The 17920-nt window shown below is 70.0% G+C and carries 16 protein-coding genes and 1 tRNA gene; 12 read left to right on the forward strand and 5 right to left on the reverse strand.

All coding sequences use genetic code 11. From position 1 onward, the window contains the following. Nucleotides 1-4: 4 nt before the first annotated feature. Nucleotides 5-472, reverse strand: a complete 468-nt coding sequence (locus GL325_RS08995) for an aminoacyl-tRNA deacylase (RefSeq protein WP_187769300.1) — start codon at nt 470-472, stop codon at nt 5-7. Between the two features lie 7 nt (nt 473-479). Beyond that, nucleotides 480-2201 carry a ubiquinone-dependent pyruvate dehydrogenase gene (gene poxB / locus GL325_RS09000; protein WP_187769301.1) on the reverse strand — a complete coding sequence of 574 codons (1722 nt, stop codon included), beginning with the start codon at nt 2199-2201 and terminating at the stop codon, nt 480-482. A 120-nt stretch (nt 2202-2321) separates the two neighbouring features. On the opposite strand from poxB, the gene GL325_RS09005 reads away from it, so the two are divergent. Further along, the gene (locus GL325_RS09005) at nt 2322-3578 is read left to right on the forward strand and encodes a CdaR family transcriptional regulator (protein ID WP_187769302.1); all 1257 of its coding nucleotides are present in this window, start codon (nt 2322-2324) and stop codon (nt 3576-3578) included. On the opposite strand, the gene GL325_RS09010 is transcribed toward GL325_RS09005, so the two are convergent. Then, nucleotides 3486-4343 carry an SDR family oxidoreductase gene (locus GL325_RS09010; protein WP_187769303.1) on the reverse strand — a complete coding sequence of 286 codons (858 nt, stop codon included), beginning with the start codon at nt 4341-4343 and terminating at the stop codon, nt 3486-3488. The two genes, GL325_RS09005 and GL325_RS09010, sit on opposite strands and share 93 nt — an antisense overlap. A gap of 262 nt (nt 4344-4605) precedes the next feature. Here GL325_RS09010 and GL325_RS09015 point away from each other — a divergent pair, with 262 nt between their 5' ends. The 5 genes from GL325_RS09015 (at nt 4606) to GL325_RS09035 (ending at nt 9622) form a co-directional block, all read left to right on the forward strand. Continuing rightward, nucleotides 4606-5349 (forward strand): amino acid ABC transporter ATP-binding protein, encoded by a 744-nt coding sequence (locus GL325_RS09015; RefSeq protein WP_187769552.1) that lies wholly within the window; start codon nt 4606-4608, stop codon nt 5347-5349. Next, nucleotides 5346-5996: an amino acid ABC transporter permease gene (locus GL325_RS09020; RefSeq protein ID WP_187769304.1), complete on the forward strand. Its 651-nt coding sequence runs from the start codon at nt 5346-5348 to the stop codon at nt 5994-5996. Before GL325_RS09015 ends, GL325_RS09020 begins: the two co-directional genes overlap by 4 nt. Further along, nucleotides 5993-6643, forward strand: a complete 651-nt coding sequence (locus GL325_RS09025; protein ID WP_187769305.1) for an amino acid ABC transporter permease — start codon at nt 5993-5995, stop codon at nt 6641-6643. The genes GL325_RS09020 and GL325_RS09025 overlap by 4 nt, the downstream gene beginning before the upstream one ends. A gap of 17 nt (nt 6644-6660) precedes the next feature. After that, entirely contained in the window at nt 6661-7506 is an 846-nt protein-coding gene (locus GL325_RS09030) for an ABC transporter substrate-binding protein (protein WP_154596782.1), read from the forward strand. A gap of 94 nt (nt 7507-7600) precedes the next feature. Next, nucleotides 7601-9622 carry an NADH:flavin oxidoreductase gene (locus GL325_RS09035; protein WP_187769306.1) on the forward strand — a complete coding sequence of 674 codons (2022 nt, stop codon included), beginning with the start codon at nt 7601-7603 and terminating at the stop codon, nt 9620-9622. 4 nt (nt 9623-9626) lie between these two features. Here GL325_RS09035 and GL325_RS09040 read toward each other — a convergent pair whose 3' ends face one another. Beyond that, nucleotides 9627-10529 carry a LysR substrate-binding domain-containing protein gene (locus tag GL325_RS09040; RefSeq protein ID WP_187769307.1) on the reverse strand — a complete coding sequence of 301 codons (903 nt, stop codon included), beginning with the start codon at nt 10527-10529 and terminating at the stop codon, nt 9627-9629. A gap of 119 nt (nt 10530-10648) precedes the next feature. Here GL325_RS09040 and GL325_RS09045 point away from each other — a divergent pair, with 119 nt between their 5' ends. Then, nucleotides 10649-14092, forward strand: coding sequence for a bifunctional proline dehydrogenase/L-glutamate gamma-semialdehyde dehydrogenase (locus tag GL325_RS09045; protein ID WP_187769308.1), 3444 nt, complete (start codon nt 10649-10651; stop codon nt 14090-14092). Between the two features lie 71 nt (nt 14093-14163). After that, a tRNA-Met gene (locus GL325_RS09050) sits at nt 14164-14240 on the forward strand. A 96-nt stretch (nt 14241-14336) separates the two neighbouring features. Here GL325_RS09050 and mftR read toward each other — a convergent pair. Next, a complete protein-coding gene (mftR, locus tag GL325_RS09055) occupies nt 14337-14936 on the reverse strand; it encodes a mycofactocin system transcriptional regulator (RefSeq protein ID WP_255955901.1) in 600 nt (199 codons plus the stop codon). A gap of 94 nt (nt 14937-15030) precedes the next feature. Between mftR and mftA the strand changes: the two genes are divergently transcribed. The 4 genes from mftA to mftD are packed head-to-tail and all read left to right on the forward strand — an operon-like array spanning nt 15031 to nt 17907. Continuing rightward, entirely contained in the window at nt 15031-15126 is a 96-nt protein-coding gene (gene mftA, locus GL325_RS09060) for a mycofactocin precursor MftA (RefSeq protein ID WP_187769309.1), read from the forward strand. Nucleotide 15127: 1 nt separating this feature from the next. Next, a complete protein-coding gene (mftB, locus tag GL325_RS09065; RefSeq protein ID WP_187769310.1) occupies nt 15128-15424 on the forward strand; it encodes a mycofactocin biosynthesis chaperone MftB in 297 nt (98 codons plus the stop codon). Then, nucleotides 15421-16671 carry a mycofactocin radical SAM maturase gene (gene mftC, locus GL325_RS09070; protein ID WP_187769311.1) on the forward strand — a complete coding sequence of 417 codons (1251 nt, stop codon included), beginning with the start codon at nt 15421-15423 and terminating at the stop codon, nt 16669-16671. Before mftB ends, mftC begins: the two co-directional genes overlap by 4 nt. 9 nt (nt 16672-16680) lie before the next feature. Continuing rightward, nucleotides 16681-17907: a pre-mycofactocin synthase MftD gene (gene mftD / locus GL325_RS09075; protein WP_255955905.1), complete on the forward strand. Its 1227-nt coding sequence runs from the start codon at nt 16681-16683 to the stop codon at nt 17905-17907. Nucleotides 17908-17920: the final 13 nt, after the last annotated feature.

The raw sequence follows: 17920 nt of genomic DNA on the forward strand, positions 1-17920 counted from the left end.
GCCGCTAGTCGGTGGGGGAGTCGGTGACATCGGCGACGGTGGCGCCCAGGACGTCGATCACGTCCTGGGCCCGCACCGTCACCGAGACGCCGTGGGCCCCGCCGCCGAGCGAGATCGTGCCGGTCACGTGCTGGTCCGCGATCACGGGCCAGGCGTGGGTCGACCCGAACGGCGTGATCGTGCCTCGCTCGTAGCCCGTCGCCGCGAACGCGTCCTCGGGTGAGGGCATCGACAACCGCGAGACGCCCAGGACGCGGCGCAGTTTCGGCCAGTCGATCTGGCGGTCGCCGGGGACGAGCACGAACAGGTGATCGTCGTCCCCGCGCCGCACGACGAGCGTCTTGACGATCCGGTCGGGCTCGACGCCCCGCGCGGCGGCCGCCTCGGCGAGGGAGCCGACCTGCCCGTGGCGGGTCACGGTGTAGTCGATTCCCGCCGCGTCCAGGGCGGCGGTCACGCGGTCCTCGGTCATCGTCCGATCAGAACACCTGACGCAGGTTCGCGCGAGCCAGGTCGAGGATCTCGTCACCGCGCCCGGACATCACGGTGCGCATGGCGTAGAGCGAGAAGCCCTTGATCTGCGCGGCGTTCACCGAGGGCGGGATCGTGACCTCCTGGCGCTCGGTGACGACGTTCACCAGCGCGGGCCCGTGGTGGGCGAACGCCTCGGCCAGTGCCGGCGCGAGGTCCTGGGAGCGGTCGACGCGCAGGGCGCGCAGCCCGATGGCCTCGGCCACCCGGGCCAGGTCGGGGTTCTGCAGGCCCGTGCCCCAGTTGACGAAGCCGGCCGCCTTCATCTCCAGCTCGACGAAGTTCAGGGAGCTGTTGTCGAAGACCACGATCTTCACCGGAAGGTTCAGCTGCACCAGCGTGATGAGCTCGCCGAGCATCATCGTCAGGCCCCCGTCGCCGGCCATGGCGACGACCTGGCGGCCGGGGTGGGCGGCCTGGATGCCGATCGCCTGGGACACGGCATTGGCCATCGAGCCGTGGCTGAACGACCCGATCAGCCGTCGCCTGCCGTTCATCCGCACGTAGCGGGCGGCCCACATGACCGGCGATCCGACGTCCGGCACGAACACCGCGTCGTCGTTCGCGATCTCGTCGATCATGCGCGCCACGTACTGCGGGTGCTGGTCGCGGCCCTCCTTGACGGGTCCGGCCAGCTCGTCGAGCTTCTCGCGGGTCTTCTCGTAGTGCGCGACGGAGTCGTCGACGTGGGTGCGGTCGTCCTGGTGGTCGAGCAGCTCCTGCAGGGCCGGTGCCGTGTCGCGGACACTGCCGACCAGGCCGAGGTCCAGCGGCACCCGCCGGCCGAGTTGCTCGCCGCGCACGTCGATCTGGATGATCGTCTTCTCCCGCGGGAGGAAGTCGGGGTACGGGAAGTCGGTGCCCAGCATCAGCAGCGCGTCGCACGCCTCGATGGCACGGTACCCGGACGCGAAGCCCAGCAGGCCCGTCATGCCGACGTCGAAGGGGTTGTCGTACTCGAGGTACTCCTTGCCGCGCATCGCGTGGACGATGGGCGCACCCAGGTGGTCGGCCAGGGCGACGACCTCGTCATGGGCACCGGCGCAGCCGGCCCCGGCCAGGATGGTCACCCGACCGGCCCGGTCGAGCAGGTCGGCGGCACGCTGCAGGTCCGCGGGTGAAGGGGTCACGACGGGGTCGGTCGGGCGCAGGATCGTGACGGTCTCGTCGGTGGCCTCGGTGAGCGCGACGTCGCCGGGGATCACCAGGACGGCCACGCCCTGCTTCTCGATCGCCGTCTGCATGGCGATCCGCAGCAGTCGCGGCATCTGCGAAGGGCTGGAGACGTTCTCGACGAACACGCTGCACTCGCGGAACAGCTCCGTCGGATGGTTCTCCTGGAAGTAGTTGGTCCCGATCTCCGAGGTCGGGATGTGCGCGGCGATCGCCAGCACGGGCACGCGCGAGCGATGGGCGTCGTAGAGGCCGTTGATCAGGTGCGTGTTGCCCGGTCCGCAGCTGCCCGCGCACACCGCGATCCGGCCGGTGGTCGCCGCCTCGGCACCGGCGGCGAAGGCCGCGGCCTCCTCGTGGCGGACGTGCATCCACCTGATTCCCGAGTTGCGCAGGGCGTTCGTGAAGCCGTTGAGTGAGTCGCCGGGGATCCCGTAGACCCGCTCCACGCCGTTGGCCTCGAGCGTGTCGACGATGTTCCTCGCGATGGTGACCATGTCTCACGGTAGGCCGGGGCCACCCCTGACACATCTTGGAAAGTGGCCGGGGTCACAGGGGTTCCTCGGGGGCCCGATGCCTCCTCGGGACCCTGCGCGGCGCTCCTCCATACTGTGGGCATGTCCGTCCTGCAGGATCTCGCCGACGAGCTGACGATCCGGCTCGCCGCGCCCGTCGGGATCTCGGACCTCACGCTGGCCCATCTGGCCGCCGGCCCGCACCCCCTCAACGTCGACTGGATGCGGCGCGAGTCGCTGTTGAGCCGGGCCGCTCCGCGCAAGTCGCAGGAGTACTACGCGGCCCTGGGCGTCCGGCCCTCGATGACCGGGCCGTTGCACACGCCCGAGGACGTCGAGAACGGCGTCTCGGCACGCTGGGTCGTCCCGGCGCGGTGGAGCGGGCGGACGTACGGCTACATCTGGATCATCGACGAGAACGGCACGTCCGTCCCGCAGGCGGACATCGAGGACCTGACGGACTACGCCGAGCGGATCGCGGAGACGATCCACCGGCGTACGTCCCGGTTGCGCGATCGCGCGAGCAGCGTGCGCGACCTGCTGCTGAGCAACCGTCGTGGTCACCTGGACACCGCGGGCTGGCTCTACGACGTCGCGGGATACCCCCAAGGACCGGTCGCCGTGCTGGTCATGAGCCTGACCGGCGACGTCGACACGGCCAACCTGCCGATCAGCGTCCTGGACGGTCCGCTGCCGCGAGCGGTGCCGGGCGAGGTGTGGCGGTTCGTGGACCAGCGCCGCGCGGTGATGCTGCTGCCGCCCGAGACGGTCACGCGCCGGGGCGCCACCGAGCGGGTGGCCGAGCACGCGAAGCAGGTCACCGAGACCGAGCTCGATGCGCCGGGCTCGGTGGTCATCGGGATCGGCGACCCTGTCGCGAACCTCTACGAGGCCTCGACCAGCTTCCGCCAGGCGCGGCTGGCCGTGCGGGCGCTCACGGCCTTCGACACCCTGCCGCGGATCCAGTCCTGGAGCGACCTGGGGGCCCTGCGCGCGGTCGTCTCGATCCCCGATGAGCTCCTCGACGACGCGATCCCGCCGGGGGTCGCGATGCTGCAGGAGGAGTCGCCGTTCCTGGCCGAGACACTCGATGCGTACTTCGCCACCGGCTGCAGCGTGCCCGACACCTGTCGGCTGCTGTCGATCAGCCGCGGCACCGTGTACTACCGGCTGCAGCGCGCCGAGACGATCTCGGGCCTGTCCCTCAAGGACGGCGCCGACCGCATGACGCTGCAGGTCGGGCTGGCCGTCATGCGCCTGCGCGACTCAGGTCAGCAGACCCACGTCAGCTCCGAGCGAGTCGTCTCCGAGGTCGTGGGAGCCCGGGGCCTTCACCAGATACCCCGCATCGATCGGTAGCGACGCGCCGGTCACGTAGCGCGAGCGGTCGGACATCAGCCACAGGACCGCGTCGGCCACGTCCTGGGCCTCGATCCACCCGGTCGGCAGCGCGTGCGCCGAACGGTAGAGGGCCTGTTGCGCCTCGCCGCCCATGCGGGCGGTGTGTGCGGGGTTGTTGATCATCGGGGTGTCCACCGAGGTCGGCAGGACGCAGTTGACGCGAATTCGCTCGGGCCCGAGTTCCTGCGCCAGCGAACCGGCGAGTCCGACGACGCCGAACTTGCTGGCGCTGTAGGCCGACCACCCGGCAGCCGCGCGCTCGCCGTTGACCGAGCTGTTGATCACGATGGAGCCGCCCTCGCCCCCGGCACGGATGGCGGGGGCGACGGCGCGCACGGTGTTCCAGACACCCGTCAGGTTGACGGCGATGGTCTCGTGCCAGTGCTGGTCGTCGCCCGTCACGGTCTCACCCGGGTAGAGGACGCCGGCGTTCGCGAACAGGCCGTCGATCCGGCCGTAGCGCAGCATCGCGGCGTCGACGGCCCGTGCCACCGAGGCGGTGTCGGTGACGTCCGCCTCCGCCGTCCAGATCTCGCCGTCGCCGACGGGCATGACGTGACCGGGTCCGGGAGCCTCGGCCACCCGGCGGGCCAGCGCCACCACGGCGGCTCCCGCCTGCGCCAGGGTCAGGCACGTGGTCCATCCGATCCCGCCGGCGGCCCCCGTGACGACCGCGATCCGCCCGGACAGGTCCAGTCCGGTGTTGCCCACGTCGTTCGTCATTGCAGCGACGCTAGTTCGCCGTGCGGCGCCGGGGTCAGGGGCAGGTGTTCAACTATGCGACCCCTCCGACTGCACATCTGTTCAGGAGCGGGGGGTCTTTGAACGGCTGTGTCAACGGCGCGGCACCGATTCTGCACGTCTGCATGATGAGACACCCGTCTCATCATCCGTACGTTGAGCGCACTGTCCGCGACCAACGGGAGCACGACGCGTGAACGATCGACGAGCAAGCCTCGCCAGGAACACCCCGGGAGCGACCCCGCTGGTGAGTATCGAGGGCCTGACCAAGTCCTACGGCGACCACGTCGTCCTCGATGACATCGCCCTGGACGTCTACCCCGGCGAGGTCGTCGCGCTGATCGGCCCCAGTGGTGCCGGCAAGAGCACCCTGCTGCGGTGCATCAACTATCTGGAGACGCCCAGCTCGGGCACGATCTCGATCACGGGTGAGCCGGTCGCGGCCGTCCCGAACAAGCCGACCAAGGCCGAGCTGCTGGCCGTCCGCCGGCGCACCGGCATGGTCTTCCAGGGCTTCCACCTGTTCCCGCACCTGTCGGTGCTGCGCAACGTCACCCTGGCCCAGGAACTCGTCCTCGGGCGCAAGCCGCAGGAGGCCCGCGAGGTCGCCCTGAAGCTGCTGGACCGGGTCGGCCTGGCCGCCAAGGCCGACGCCAAGCCGATGCAGTGCTCCGGCGGCCAGCAGCAGCGCATCGCGATCGCGCGTGCCCTGGCCCTCGACCCGGTCGTCATGCTGTTCGACGAGCCGACCTCCGCCCTCGACCCCGAGGTCGGCCAGGAGGTGCTCGCCGTCATGCGCGAGCTGGCCGACCAGGGCACCACGATGATCGTCGTCACCCACGCCATGGGCTTCGCCCGCAAGGTCGCCGACCAGGTCGCGGTGCTCGCCCACGGGGCGATCGTCGAGCAGTCGCACCCCGACGAGCTCTTCACCCGGCCGCAGCACGCCGTGACCCGACGATTCCTCGAAGCGGTGGCCGAGCAGTGAACGCGGACTGGGGACTCATCGTCTCCACGGTGCTCGAGGGTGTCGGGGTCACGGTCCTGCTCACGGTCGTCTCGATGGCGCAAGCGCTGGTGCTGGGCTTCCCGGTCGCGCTCATGCGGGTGTCGCGCATCGCCCCGCTGCGCTGGCTCGGCACGACCTACGTCGAGGTCGTCCGCGGCGTCCCGGTCATCGCCTGGATGCTGCTGCTGTTCTACGGCCTGGCCAACCTCACCGGCTCCGAGCCGATCCCGACGGCCATCATCGCGCTGACACTCGTGGCCACCGCCTACGTCGCCGAGAACTACCGGGCCGCGCTGCTGAGCGTGCCGGTGGGGCAGTGGGAGGCCGCGCAGGCCCTGGGCCTCAAGCGCTCCCAGCTGTTCTGGCGGATCATCGCGCCCCAGGGCATCGCGGTCGCCATGGCGCCGTGCGCGACCTACGCGATCGGTCTGCTCAAGGAGTCGGCGTTCGCCTCGGTGATCGGCGTGAGCGACGTGTCCTTCCAGGCGCTCAACCTCGCCAACGGCGGGCAGCCCGCGCTGGCGGCCTTCCTGGTCGCCGGTGCCGTGTACCTCGTGCTCAGCCTGCCCATCGCCGCGTCCTCGCGATGGCTGGACGCGACCCTGCGCCGAAGGAGTGCGGCATGACCACCGACGACCTGATGATCCTGCTCGGCGGCCTGAAGCTCAGCGCCTGGTACGCCGTCCTGTCGATCGCGACGGGCCTGCCGCTCGGCCTGGTCCTGGGCCTGCTGGGCACCGCCCCGAGCCGACTCGTCCGCTGGACGACGCTGGCCGTGGTCGAGCTGCTGCGCGGCCTGCCGCTGCTCGTGGTGGTCTATCTCATCTACTTCGGCCTGCCGTCGATCGACGTCGTGCTCGACGCCGGACCGGCCCTGGTCACGGGCCTGGCGATCAGCGCCGCCGCCTACACCTCGGAGATCTTCCGGGTCGGCATCCTCGACGTCCCGAGCGGGCAGCGGGAGGCGGCGCGCAGCCTGGGGTTGACCGGGTGGCACGAGTTGCGCCACGTGGTGCTGCCGCAGGCACTGTCGATCGTGCGACTGCCCGTGATCTCGTTCGCCGTGCTGATCTTCCAGTACACCGCCATCGGGTTCGCGATCGGTCTGCCCGAGCTGTTGGCCCGCTCGTACGGCATCGGCTCGGTCACCTTCGACTACCTGACGGTCTTCCTCGTCGCCGGCGGGTTCTACGCCGCCGTCTCGATCGTCGCCTCCGCCCTGATCCACGTGCTGCGGCGCGACAAGTCCGGTCCGGCAGTCCTGCCGGCCTGATCCCCCCAAGGAGAACCATGAAGCGCATCACCCGTACGTTCGGCCTGGCGCTGGGCGCCGTCGTCAGCCTGTCGGCACTGGCCGCCTGCGGCTCGGACGACGCAGCCTCCACCGTCGCGGACGACTGCGAGCCCATCGCCAAGGTCGAGACGGTCAAGGACGGCACGCTGACCGCGGCCATCGCGAACTTCCCGCCCTACATCGGGGCGAAGGACGGCCAGCCGACCGGCATCGACGGTGAGTTGCTCAAGAAGGTCGCCGCCGACCTGTGCCTGGAGCTGAAGGCCCAGAGCACGTCGTTCCCCGGCGTCGTGAGCGCCCTGGACACGGGCAAGGCGGACCTGTCGGCCGGGTCGTGGACCGTGAACGACGAGCGTCGCGCGAAGTACGAGCTCTCCGACCCGGTCTACCTCTCGCTGATGTCGGTCGGCTCGAAGGACGGCTGGGACACGATCGAGCAGCTCGAGGGCAAGAAGGTCGGCACCACGACGGGCTACCTGTTCACCGGGGAGGCCCAGAAGGCGCTCGGCGCGGACAACGTGAAGCTCTACCAGAGCGAGCAGGCCGTCTACGACGACCTGAAGGCCGGTCGCATCGACGCGGGACTGTTCACCGAGGGTGCCCTGGCCGGCTACCTGACCGCCGACGGCAACCCGGCGAAGATCAAGAACGAGGTCATGCAGGAGACCCCCAAGATCGCCATGACGACCGGCACCGACGCGACCGTCGTGATGATCCGCAAGGGCGCCACGGACCTGCGCGACGCGGTCAACCAGGTGCTCGCCGAGTACCAGTCGTCCGGTGAGCTGGCCAAGAACCTGGAGAAGGCCGGCATCTCCGAGCAGTCCGCCATCAACGGCTGACCCACCCCCCCCAGACCGCCAGGGCGGGGTCGCGCCCCCGAGCGACCCCGTCCTGGCTTCCCCTGTCCTTTTCCTCTTCCCCGGAAGGCCCCGCATGTCCGACCCGCTGCTCGAACCCTTCACCCTCAAGGGATTGACGCTGAAGAACCGCATCTTCAGCACGGCCCACGCCCCGGCGGGCTTCGTGGGGCCGGAAGGGCCGGGCCTGCGCTACGCCCTCTACCAGGAGGAGAAGGCGCGCGGCGGGATCGGCCTGACGATGTTCGGCGGGTCGAGCTTCGTGTCGGCGGACTCGCAGACCTCGTTCGGATCGATCGACGCCAGCACCGACGCCGTCCTGCCGTTCTACGAGGACGTCGCGCAGCGGGTGCATCGCCACGGGGCGGCGACGATGGTGCAGTTGACCCACTTCGGGCGCCGCGGCTGGGACGCGTCCGGTCCGTGGCTGCCGACCGTCAGCCCTTCGGGGATCCGTGAGCGCGCCCACCGCAGCTATCCCAAGCCGATGGAGGACTTCGACTTCCCGCGGGTCATCGCCGACTACGCCGCGGCGGCCGGCCGGGCCCGGCGCGGCGGTCTCGACGGGGTCGAGCTGGCCGGTCTGGCCGGTCATCTGATCGACCAGTTCCTCGCGCCGCGCTCGAACCTGCGCGACGACCGCTACGGCGGCTCGCTGGAGAACCGCGTGCGCTTCCTGCTCGAGGTGCTCGAGGCGGTCCGCGCCGAGGTGGGAACGGACTACGTCGTGGGTGTGCGGCTGCCCGGGGACGAGGGTGCGAAGGGCGGCATCGAGCCCGACGAGGCCGTCGAGATCGCCCGGCTCGTGGCGGGCTCGGGGCACGTGGACTACCTCAACATCATCTACGGCGGCGGGTTCACCCACCGCGAGCTGTCGGACATCATGCCGCCGACGGGGCGTGAGCTCGGTGCCCACCTCCCGGTGGCCGGGCGGATCCGCGAGGCCGTGCCGGTCCCGGTGTTCCACGCGGGACGCGTGGCCGACCTGGCCACCGCGCGCCACGCGCTGCGCGAGGGGTACGTCGACCTCGTCGGCATGACGCGGGCCCACATCGCCGACCCGCACATCGTCGCCAAGATCGAGCGCGGCGAGGAGGATCGGGTTCGGCCGTGCGTCGGCGCCAGCTTCTGCCTCAACACGGAGATGTTCTGCATCCACAACCCGGCGACCGGCCGCGAGGAGACGATCCCGCAGCTGATCACCCCGGCACGTGACCGGCGCCGGGTGGTCGTCGTGGGCGGCGGTCCCGGCGGTCTGGAGGCCGCCCGCGCCAGTGCCGAGCGCGGCCACGACGTGATCTTGTTCGAGGCGTCCGACACCCTCGGCGGACAGGTCGTCCCGATGTCGAAGGTGCACCGCCAGTCCGAGAAGCGCTCGATCACCGAGTGGCTGGCCGCCGAGGCGCGGATGGCGGGCGCGACGCTCAGGACCGGCACCTACGTCGAGGCCGCCGACGTGCTGGCCCAGGATCCCGACGTCGTCATCATCGCGACCGGAGGGATGGCCGACCCGACCCTGCCCGAGGGCGGGGAGCGGTTCGTCGTGTCCAGCGCCGACGTCCTGGGGCGTGCGCCCGTCGCGGGCAAGCGGGTCGTGGTCTACGACGAGCACGGCGACGAGCACGCGCTCTCGGCGGTCGAGCACCTGCTCGGCCAGGGCAACGAGATCGAGCTGGTGACCTCCGACGCCGAGGTCGGCCTGGACATCGTGCACACGGTGCGTCCGGACTTCATGAAGATGCTCTACAACGGCGGCGTGGCGATCACGCCCGACCTGGTCCTGCAGGGTGTGCGCAAGGAGGGTGGCCGGCTGGTCGCCACGTTCGCCAACGACTACACCGGCGAGCGGATCGAGAAGGGCGCCGACGTCGTGGTGGTCGAGCAGGGAACGGTGCCGATCAGCGAGGTCTACGACGAGCTGCGCGAGCGCTCGGCCAACCGCGGGCAGCTCGACATCGACGCCTTCGTGCGGGGTGAGCGCCAGCGGGTCGTGCGCACCGACGGCGACTTCGAGCTCTACCGGATCGGCGACGCGGTCTCGAGTCGCGGCGTGCACGCGGCGATCTTCGACGCGCGTCGGCTCTGCATGAACCTGTGACCGGTCAGGACTGACCCTCGGCCACCGCCCGCGACAGCGCCTGGCGCGTCGCGGCCACGCCGGGGGAGTGGGCCGACGCGCGCCGTGCGGACGTGAAGATCGTGCGGTGCGGTCGGCCCTCGAGTCGGTGCAGGGTCACCGCGGGACGGCGGTTCTGCCACAGCAGGTCGGGCAGCAGCGCCACCGCGTGCCCGGACTCGATGAGGCTGATCTGCGCCTGCAGGTCGGCGGTCTCGTACCGGACGTCGGGCTCGAAGCCCGCGACCCGGCACGCCTGCTCGGCGAAGTGCCGCGAGGCCACGCCCGGCGGCTCCATGACCCACGGCGCGTCCGCCGCCTCGGCGATCGATGTGATGTCGCCGAACCGGTGTCCGGCCGGCGGGACCGCGAGACGCACCTCGTCGGTCGTGAGGTCGACGGCGTCCAGCTCGGGGTGCCACGGGGTGTTGTGGCCGGGGTACTTCTCGGCGATGACCAGGTCGAACTCGCGCGCCCACGTCTCGTACAGCGCCGACTCCGGTTCGCGCTGGGTCATCGTGACGCGCAGCCTCGGGTGCTCGGTCTCGAGGATCGACAGCGTCGCCGGCATCAGCGCGAGCGCGACGGACTGGAACACGGCCAACCGGAACGTGCCCGTGGCCTCGTCGAGGGATGCGGCCAGATCGGACTCCGCGCGCTCCAGTCGCTCGAGGACCGCGGAGGTGTGCTCGACCAGGATCTCGGCCTGCGGCGTCAGTTGGACGCGGCGACCGACCTTGCGCAGCAGCTCGACCCCGACCTCCTGTTCCAGCAGCGACAGCTGCTGCGAGACCGAGGACGGGCTCTGGTGCAGCGCCGCCGCGACGCTGGCGAGGGTGCCGCGGATCTGCAGCTCGCGCAGGAGGCGCAGCCGGCGGACGTCGAGCATGGGCAATCCTTCACTGGATCTGATCGATATCGGTCACAAAAGATCGCTTTACCTTAACTGGCGCGGATCTCACACTGGGCAGCAGACCTTGTTCCCCCCGAAGTCCGGAAGGCAGCACCGTGATCGACGACGTGACCCAGCACCCATCCCCGAGCGCGCCCGACCCGTTGGCGCAGGAGTCGGTCGAGCTCGTGAGGCGCTGGCTGGCGGAGTCCGCCGACGTGCCCGCGGACAAGGCCGGCGCCCAGTTGGCGGGCCTGCTCAAGGACCCGAAGGGCCTGGACTTCACGGTCGGATTCATCGACGGGGTCATCCGGCCCGAGGACCCGCGGATCGCCGCGCGGAACTTCGCCTCGCTGGCGTCGGACGTGCCGGCGTTCCTGCCCTGGTACCTGCGCAACGCCGTGCGTCTGGGCGCCCTCGCCGGCCGCTTCGTGCCGCGGCTGGTCATCCCGATCGTGCAGCGGGCGCTGCGGTCGCTCGTGGGGCACCTGATCGTCGACGCGACCGACGCGAGGCTGGGCCGCAGCATCGCGAAGATCCGCCGCGACGGTGTGGGCCTGAACATCAACCTGCTCGGCGAGGCCGTCCTGGGCGAGCGCGAGGCCGCGCGACGGCTGAAGGGCACCCACGACCTGCTGGCCCGGCCGGACGTCGACTACGTGTCGATCAAGGTCTCCGCGACGGTGCCGCCGCACTCGCCGTGGGCGTTCGACGAGGCCGTCGAGCACGTTGCCGAGAACCTCATGCCGCTGTACCGCCAGGCCGCCGACGCGCCGTCGCCGAAGTTCATCAACCTGGACATGGAGGAGTACCACGACCTCGACCTGACGATCGCGGTCTTCACCAAGATCCTCGACACGCCGGGGCTGGAGCACCTCGAGGCCGGCATCGTGCTCCAGGCGTACCTGCCCGACTCGATGCGCGCCATGATCCACCTGCAGGAGTGGTCGGCCGCGCGTCGGGCGCGCGGGGGAGCGGGCATCAAGGTGCGCGTCGTGAAGGGCGCCAACCTGCCCATGGAGCGCGTCGACGCGGCGGTGCACGGTTGGCCGCTGGCCACGTGGTCGAGCAAGCAGGAGTCGGACACCAACTACAAGCGCGTCCTGGACTACGCGATGCACCCGGAGCGCATCGCCAACGTGCGGATCGGCGTGGCCGGCCACAACCTCTTCGACCTGGCGCACGCGTGGCTGCTGGCCGGTCAGCGCGGCGTCCGCGACGGCGTCGAGATCGAGATGCTGCTGGGTATGGCCCAGAGCCAGGCCGAGGTCGTGCGTCGTGACGTCGGCGGCCTGCTGCTGTACACGCCGGTGGTGCACCCGAAGGACTTCGACGTCGCGATCGCGTACCTGATCCGTCGACTCGAGGAGGGCGCAAGCCACGACAACTTCATGTCGGCGGTCTTCGAGCTGAACGAGAACCACGAGCTGTTCGAGCGCGAGAAGAACCGCTTCCTCGCGTCGTTGGCCGCGCTGGACGACTCCGTGCCCGCGCCCAACCGGACGCAGGACCGCTCGGCGCCCGTGCAGGAGCCGCCGGCGGGTGCGCCTTTCGAGAACACCCCCGACACCGATCCGTCGCTGCCGGCCAACCGCGCGTGGGGTCGCCGGATCCTGTCGCGGGTGGAGGGCTCGACCCTCGGTGAGGACCTCGTCAAGGAGCACACCCTGACCGATGCCGACGCGCTGGAGTCGGTCGTCGCCTCGACGGTCGTCGCGGGTGACGCCTGGGGCCGTCGCCCCGCGGCCGAGCGCGCCGAGATCCTCGAGCGGGCCGCCCTGCGCCTGGAGGAGCGGCGAGCCGACCTGCTGGAGGTCATGGCGTCGGAGGCGGGGAAGACGCTCGACCAGGGCGACCCCGAGGTGTCCGAGGCGATCGACTTCGCGCGCTACTACGCCCACCTCGCCCGTGGTCTCGACGACGTCGACGGCGCCACGTTCGTGCCCTCGCGCCTCACTGTCGTGACGCCGCCGTGGAACTTCCCGGTGGCGATCCCGGCGGGCTCGACGCTGGCCGCGCTGGCCGCGGGCTCCGCGGTGGTGATCAAGCCGGCGCCGCAGGCGGCGCGCTGCGGTTCGGTCATGGTCGAGGCGCTGTGGGAGGCCGGTGTCCCGCGCGAAGCGCTGCAACTGGTCCACGTGGAGGAGTCCGACCTCGGCCGGCGGCTGGTCTCGGACCCCCGTGTCGACCGCTTGATCCTGACCGGTGCGTACGAGACGGCCGAGCTGTTCCGCAGCTTCCGTCCCGACCTGCCGCTGTTGGCCGAGACGAGCGGGAAGAACGCCATCGTCGTCACGCCCTCGGCGGACTTCGACCTGGCCGCCAAGGACATCGCGGCCTCGGGCTTCGGACACGCGGGCCAGAAGTGCTCGGCATCGTCGCTGGTGATCCTCGTCGGCTCCGTCGCCACGTCGAAGCGGTTCCGCGAGCAGCTGGTCGACGCGGTGACGTCGCTGGCGGTGGGTTGGCCGTCCGACCCGCAGACGCAGATGGGCCCGTTGATCGAGCCGGCCTCCGGCAAGCTGCTGCGTGGACTGACGACGCTCGACGCGGGGGAGTCCTGGCTCGTGGAGCCGCGGAAGCTGGACGACGCGGGGCAGCTGTGGTCCCCGGGCATCCGGACGGGCGTGAAGCGTGGCTCGACGACCCACCTGACCGAGTACTTCGGACCGGTGATGGGCATCATGACCGCCGAGACGATCGAGGAGGCGGTCGAGATCCAGAATCAGGTCGACTACGGCCTGACCGCGGGCCTGCACGCGCTCGACCCGGCGGAGATCGCCGTGTGGCTGGACGGAGTCCAGGCGGGCAACCTCTACGTGAACCGCGGCACCACCGGCGCCATCGTGCGGCGCCAGCCGTTCGGCGGCTGGAAGAAGTCGGCGATCGGCGCCGGCACGAAGGCCGGCGGCCCGCACTACCTGTTCGGTCTGGGCGAGTGGGCCCCGGCGCGATCGACCGCGGACGACAGCATCGATCCCCGTGCCGAGCGGCTGCTGCAGGCCGCGCGTGAGGCCCACGTCCCGGCCGACGAGGTGAGCTACCTCGAGCGGTCGTTCCGCAGTGACGCCGCCGCCTGGCGTGAGGAGTTCGGCACGGCGCGCGACGTCTCGGCGATTTTCGCCGAGCGCAACATCCTGCGGTACGTCCCGACGCGCGTGCACATCCGCCTGGCGGCCGATGCCACCCTCTCCGAAGGCCTGCGCGTCATTGGGGCCGGCTTGGCCGCGGGTGGACCGCTGCAGGTCTCCTCGGCCTTCGAGGTGCCCGATGCGGTCCGGACCGCACTGCGCGGCTTCGGTGTCTCCGTGATGGTCGAGGACGACGCCACGTGGGCCGCGGTGGCGTCGTGCCTGACCGATGGGCGCGTGCGCCTGGTCGGTGGCAGTCGCTCGGCCCTCGCCGAGCAGACGGGCGGCAAGCCGGACCTCGCCATCTGGGCGCACCGCCCGACCGAGGCCGGGCAGGTCGAGCTGCTGCCGTTCGTCCACGAGCAGGCCGTCAGCATCACCGCGCACCGGTTCGGCACGCCGAACCACCTCACCGACGCCCTGATCTGAGGCCGTGAGGAGGGGGTGGGGGACCCCGATTTGGGTTCCTCCCACCCCCTCCGGTAACGTTGGTCAGGCAACGCGGGGTGGAGCAGTTCGGTAGCTCGCTGGGCTCATAACCCAGAGGTCGCAGGTTCAAATCCTGCCCCCGCTACCACGAAGATCAGGCCCGGAATCCACTGGATTCCGGGCCTGACGCTTTCTGCGGCGCGTATGGTCTCGCACCCACGTCTTCGAGCGCCCGAGGATCAGGTCACGGCGCGCCGAGATGTGCTCTCAGGCCTGCCATGGCCTCGTCGAGCAAATCCGTCAGGTTGCGATCCGGGTGTTCGAGCCACTGCTCGTAGGCACTGATCGACAGGGCGAGGCTGACGTGGCCCACGGTCCGCGGGGCGAGGTCATATGGAGAGGTCCCTGTCCGCTCGGCGACGAACTCGACGATCACCGCGCGCCACTGCTGGTACTTGATCGTCGAGTGCGCTTTGAGTGCGGGCGTGTCGAGGATCAACTGCATCCGCACGCGATGCTGGGGAAGCGCTACGTCATCGAAGTCGTTGAAGCGCACCACTGATCGGTGAACGGTCTCGGCCAGCGGCAAGTCCGGGTCGAAGGAGCGCAGGATCCGCCCGAACTCCGCGAGGCTCGCGTCGAACTGGCCCCATGGGATGTCGTTCTTGGACTCGAAGTAGCGAAACAGCGTGCGGCGACTGACGCCCACCGCCTCGGCGATGTCATCGACGGTCGTGCCATCGAATCCCCTTTGGGCAAACAGCGCGAACGCCGCGTGCTCGATCTGCGCGTGGGACGTCGCTGCCGGCCGCCCTAAGGCTCGCGAACGGCCGGATGTGGACACGGCCAGACGGTATCAGGGGTACCCCGCTTCCCTTTTTGCATCGAGTGCCATTAGTGTGGGCCGCGACACATTCAGTCGAACGTCAGGAGGCGAGATGAACGAGCACGACAACGTCGGTTCCGAGGACGCCATCGCAGTGGAGTCGCTGATCGAGGAAGTTTCGATCGACGGCATGTGCGGGGTGTACTGAGATGCCCGCGACGTCAGGGCTGCTCGACGAGGCATGGGCGCTGTCACCGATGGTGGCGCTGCGCCCCGAGCCCTTCGGGGCGCTGGCCTATCACTTCGGCAACCGGAAGCTGACGTTCCTGAAGCGTCCGGAGTTGGTCGCTGTGGTGAAGGGACTCGGCGAGCACCCTGACGTCCGCTCGGCGCTGATCGCCGCCGGAGTGCCTGACGTTGCGTGGCCGACGTACGTGGGTGCGTTGTGTGGACTGGCCGACACGGACATGATCCGTCGGCGTGAGACGAAGGAGGAAGCGGCATGACGATCTTGGAGACGCGACCGGTGATCGCGCGCCCTGAAACGGGTTCGCTCGTGGAACAGTTCGAGTTCGGTCTTGATGCGCCCATCTGCCTAACGTGGGAGCTGACCTACGCATGCAACTTGGAGTGCGCGCACTGTCTGTCGTCGTCGGGTCGTCGAGATCCCCGCGAGCTGACCACCGAGCAGTGCAAGGCTGTGATCGATGAGCTGCAGCGAATGCAGGTGTTCTACGTGAACATCGGCGGCGGCGAGCCCACGATCCGGCCTGACTTCTGGGAGCTGTTGCAGTACGCCGTCGATCACCAGGTCGGGGTGAAGTTCTCCACCAACGGGGTACGCCTCAACCCCGAGCGTGCGAAGTTCCTCGCATCAACGGACTACGTCGACGTGCAGATCTCGCTGGACGGCGCCACCGCCGAGGTCAACGACTACGTCCGAGGGCCGGGTTCCTTCGACACCGCGATCCGTGCCCTGGAGAACCTGCAGGCCGCAGGCTTCAAGGACGCGAAGATCTCGGTCGTGTGCACCCGCCAGAACATCGGTCAGCTGGACGAGTTCAAGACGATCGCCGACAGGTACGGCGCCACCCTGCGGCTCACGCGACTGCGTCCGTCGGGCCGCGGCGCGGACGTGTGGGACGAGCTGCACCCGCTGCCGGAACAGCAGCGCGAGCTCTACGACTGGCTCATGGCTCATGGCGAGGACGTGCTGACGGGCGACTCGTTCTTCCACCTGGCCGCGTTCGGCGAGAGCCTCCCGGGGCTGAACTTGTGTGGGGCCGGCCGGGTGGTGTGCCTGATCGACCCGATCGGCGACGTCTACGCGTGCCCGTTCGCCATCCACGACAACTTCCTGGCCGGGAACATTCTGGCTGACGGTGGCTTTAAGCACGTCTGGCAGGCCTCGGAGCTGTTCAACGACCTGCGCTCGCCGCAGACCGGGGGAGCCTGCTCGTCGTGCGCGTTCTTCGACGCCTGCCGCGGCGGATGCATGGCGGCCAAGTTCTTCACCGGGCTGCCGCTCGACGGACCGGATCCGGAGTGCGTCCAGGGATACGGCGAGTCGGCTCTGGCCGGCGAGCGCACGATCCCCGCGCCCAGCCAGGACCACTCCAAGGCCAACCCCACCCGTAAGCAACCGGTCATGCTGACGCTGCAGCGCCGTGAGGACCTCGTCGCCCCGCCGGTCTCGGCGTGCGCCGAGAGTCCACTCGCCGACTTCGTCCCCACAGCGACGACGAGAGACTGAGGAACCGCCGTGAAGATCAATCCCTGGCGCCAGAACCCCTGGTTCGAGTCGGTCGCCGTGGCCCAGCAACGCGCGAAGAAGCGCCTGCCCGCGCCCGTCTACGGAGCGCTCGTCGCAGGCTCCGAACGCGGACAGACTATCGCCGAGAACGAGTCGGCGTTCATGGAGTTGGGCTTCGCGCCGCACGTTGCGGGTCTGTCGGCCGAGCGGTCGATGGCGACCTCCGTGATGGGGCAGGACATCAGCCTGCCGGTCATTATCAGTCCGACCGGAGTGCAGGCCGTGCACCCCGACGGCGAGGTCGCCGTCGCCCGGGCTGCTGCGTCGCGGGGCACGGTGATGGGTCTGTCGAACTTCGCCTCGAAGTCGATCGAGGAGGTCGTCGAAGCCAACCCGAACACGTTCTTCCAGATGTACTGGACCGGTGACCGTGACCAGATGATCCAGCGGATGGAGCGCGCCCGGGCGGCCGGGGCCAAGGGGCTCATCGCCACGCTGGACTGGTCGTTCTCGATGGGTCGCGACTGGGGCAGCCCGGAGATCCCGGAGAAGATCAACCTCGCGAGCGCGATCCGCCTGGCGCCCTCGGTGATCCGCAAGCCACGCTGGCTGTGGGACTTCGTCAAGAGCGGAAGCATCCCCGACCTCACCGCGCCCAACCTGGCCGCGCCGGGCGAGAAGAAGGGGCCGACGTTCTTCGGCGCCTACTACGAGTGGATGACGACGCCCCCCGCCTCCTGGGACGACGTGGCGTGGATGGTCGAGCAGTGGGGCGGCCCGTTCATGCTCAAGGGCGTCTCGCGCGTCGATGACGCCCTCCGGGCTCGCGACCTGGGCGTCACGGCCCTCTCCGTCTCGAATCACGGCGGCAACAACCTCGACGGGACTCCGGCTGCCATCCGCATGGTCCATCCGATCTCACAGGCCGTCGGCCAGGACGTCGAGGTGCTCCTCGACGGTGGCATCCGGCGTGGGTCCGACGTCGTCAAGGCGGTGGCACTGGGCGCTCGTGCCGTGATGATTGGTCGTGCCTACCTTTGGGGCCTCGCAGCCAATGGCGAGGCCGGCGTGGGCAACGTCCTGGACGTGCTGCGCTCGGGTATCGACTCCGCCATGCTTGGCATGGGCGTGTCCTCCCTCGACGAGTTGACGCCCGACCTGCTGGTGCAGCCCGACCACTTCCACCGTGCTCTCGGTGCGCGGGAGTTCCCGGCGCTGGTCGCCGACCTGAGCTGAAGGGGAGACCGTG

The sequence above is a fragment of the Aeromicrobium sp. 636 genome, assembly GCF_024433585.1.
Classification (GTDB): Bacteria; Actinomycetota; Actinomycetes; order Propionibacteriales; family Nocardioidaceae; genus Aeromicrobium; species Aeromicrobium senzhongii.

Bases quoted from the DNA above. Each gene is read 5' to 3' on its own strand.
- mftA (WP_187769309.1), top strand. From the start codon at position 15,031: ATGAACGAGCACGACAACGTCGGTTCCGAGGACGCCATCGCAGTGGAG.
- mftB (WP_187769310.1), top strand. From the start codon at position 15,128: ATGCCCGCGACGTCAGGGCTGCTCGACGAGGCATGGGCGCTGTCACCG.
- GL325_RS09030 (WP_154596782.1), top strand. From the start codon at position 6,661: ATGAAGCGCATCACCCGTACGTTCGGCCTGGCGCTGGGCGCCGTCGTC.
- GL325_RS09040 (WP_187769307.1), bottom strand. From the start codon at position 10,529: ATGCTCGACGTCCGCCGGCTGCGCCTCCTGCGCGAGCTGCAGATCCGC.
- GL325_RS09025 (WP_187769305.1), top strand. From the start codon at position 5,993: ATGACCACCGACGACCTGATGATCCTGCTCGGCGGCCTGAAGCTCAGC.
- GL325_RS08995 (WP_187769300.1), bottom strand. From the start codon at position 472: ATGACCGAGGACCGCGTGACCGCCGCCCTGGACGCGGCGGGAATCGAC.
- GL325_RS09035 (WP_187769306.1), top strand. From the start codon at position 7,601: ATGTCCGACCCGCTGCTCGAACCCTTCACCCTCAAGGGATTGACGCTG.
- mftC (WP_187769311.1), top strand. From the start codon at position 15,421: ATGACGATCTTGGAGACGCGACCGGTGATCGCGCGCCCTGAAACGGGT.
- GL325_RS09005 (WP_187769302.1), top strand. From the start codon at position 2,322: ATGTCCGTCCTGCAGGATCTCGCCGACGAGCTGACGATCCGGCTCGCC.
- GL325_RS09010 (WP_187769303.1), bottom strand. From the start codon at position 4,343: ATGACGAACGACGTGGGCAACACCGGACTGGACCTGTCCGGGCGGATC.
- poxB (WP_187769301.1), bottom strand. From the start codon at position 2,201: ATGGTCACCATCGCGAGGAACATCGTCGACACGCTCGAGGCCAACGGC.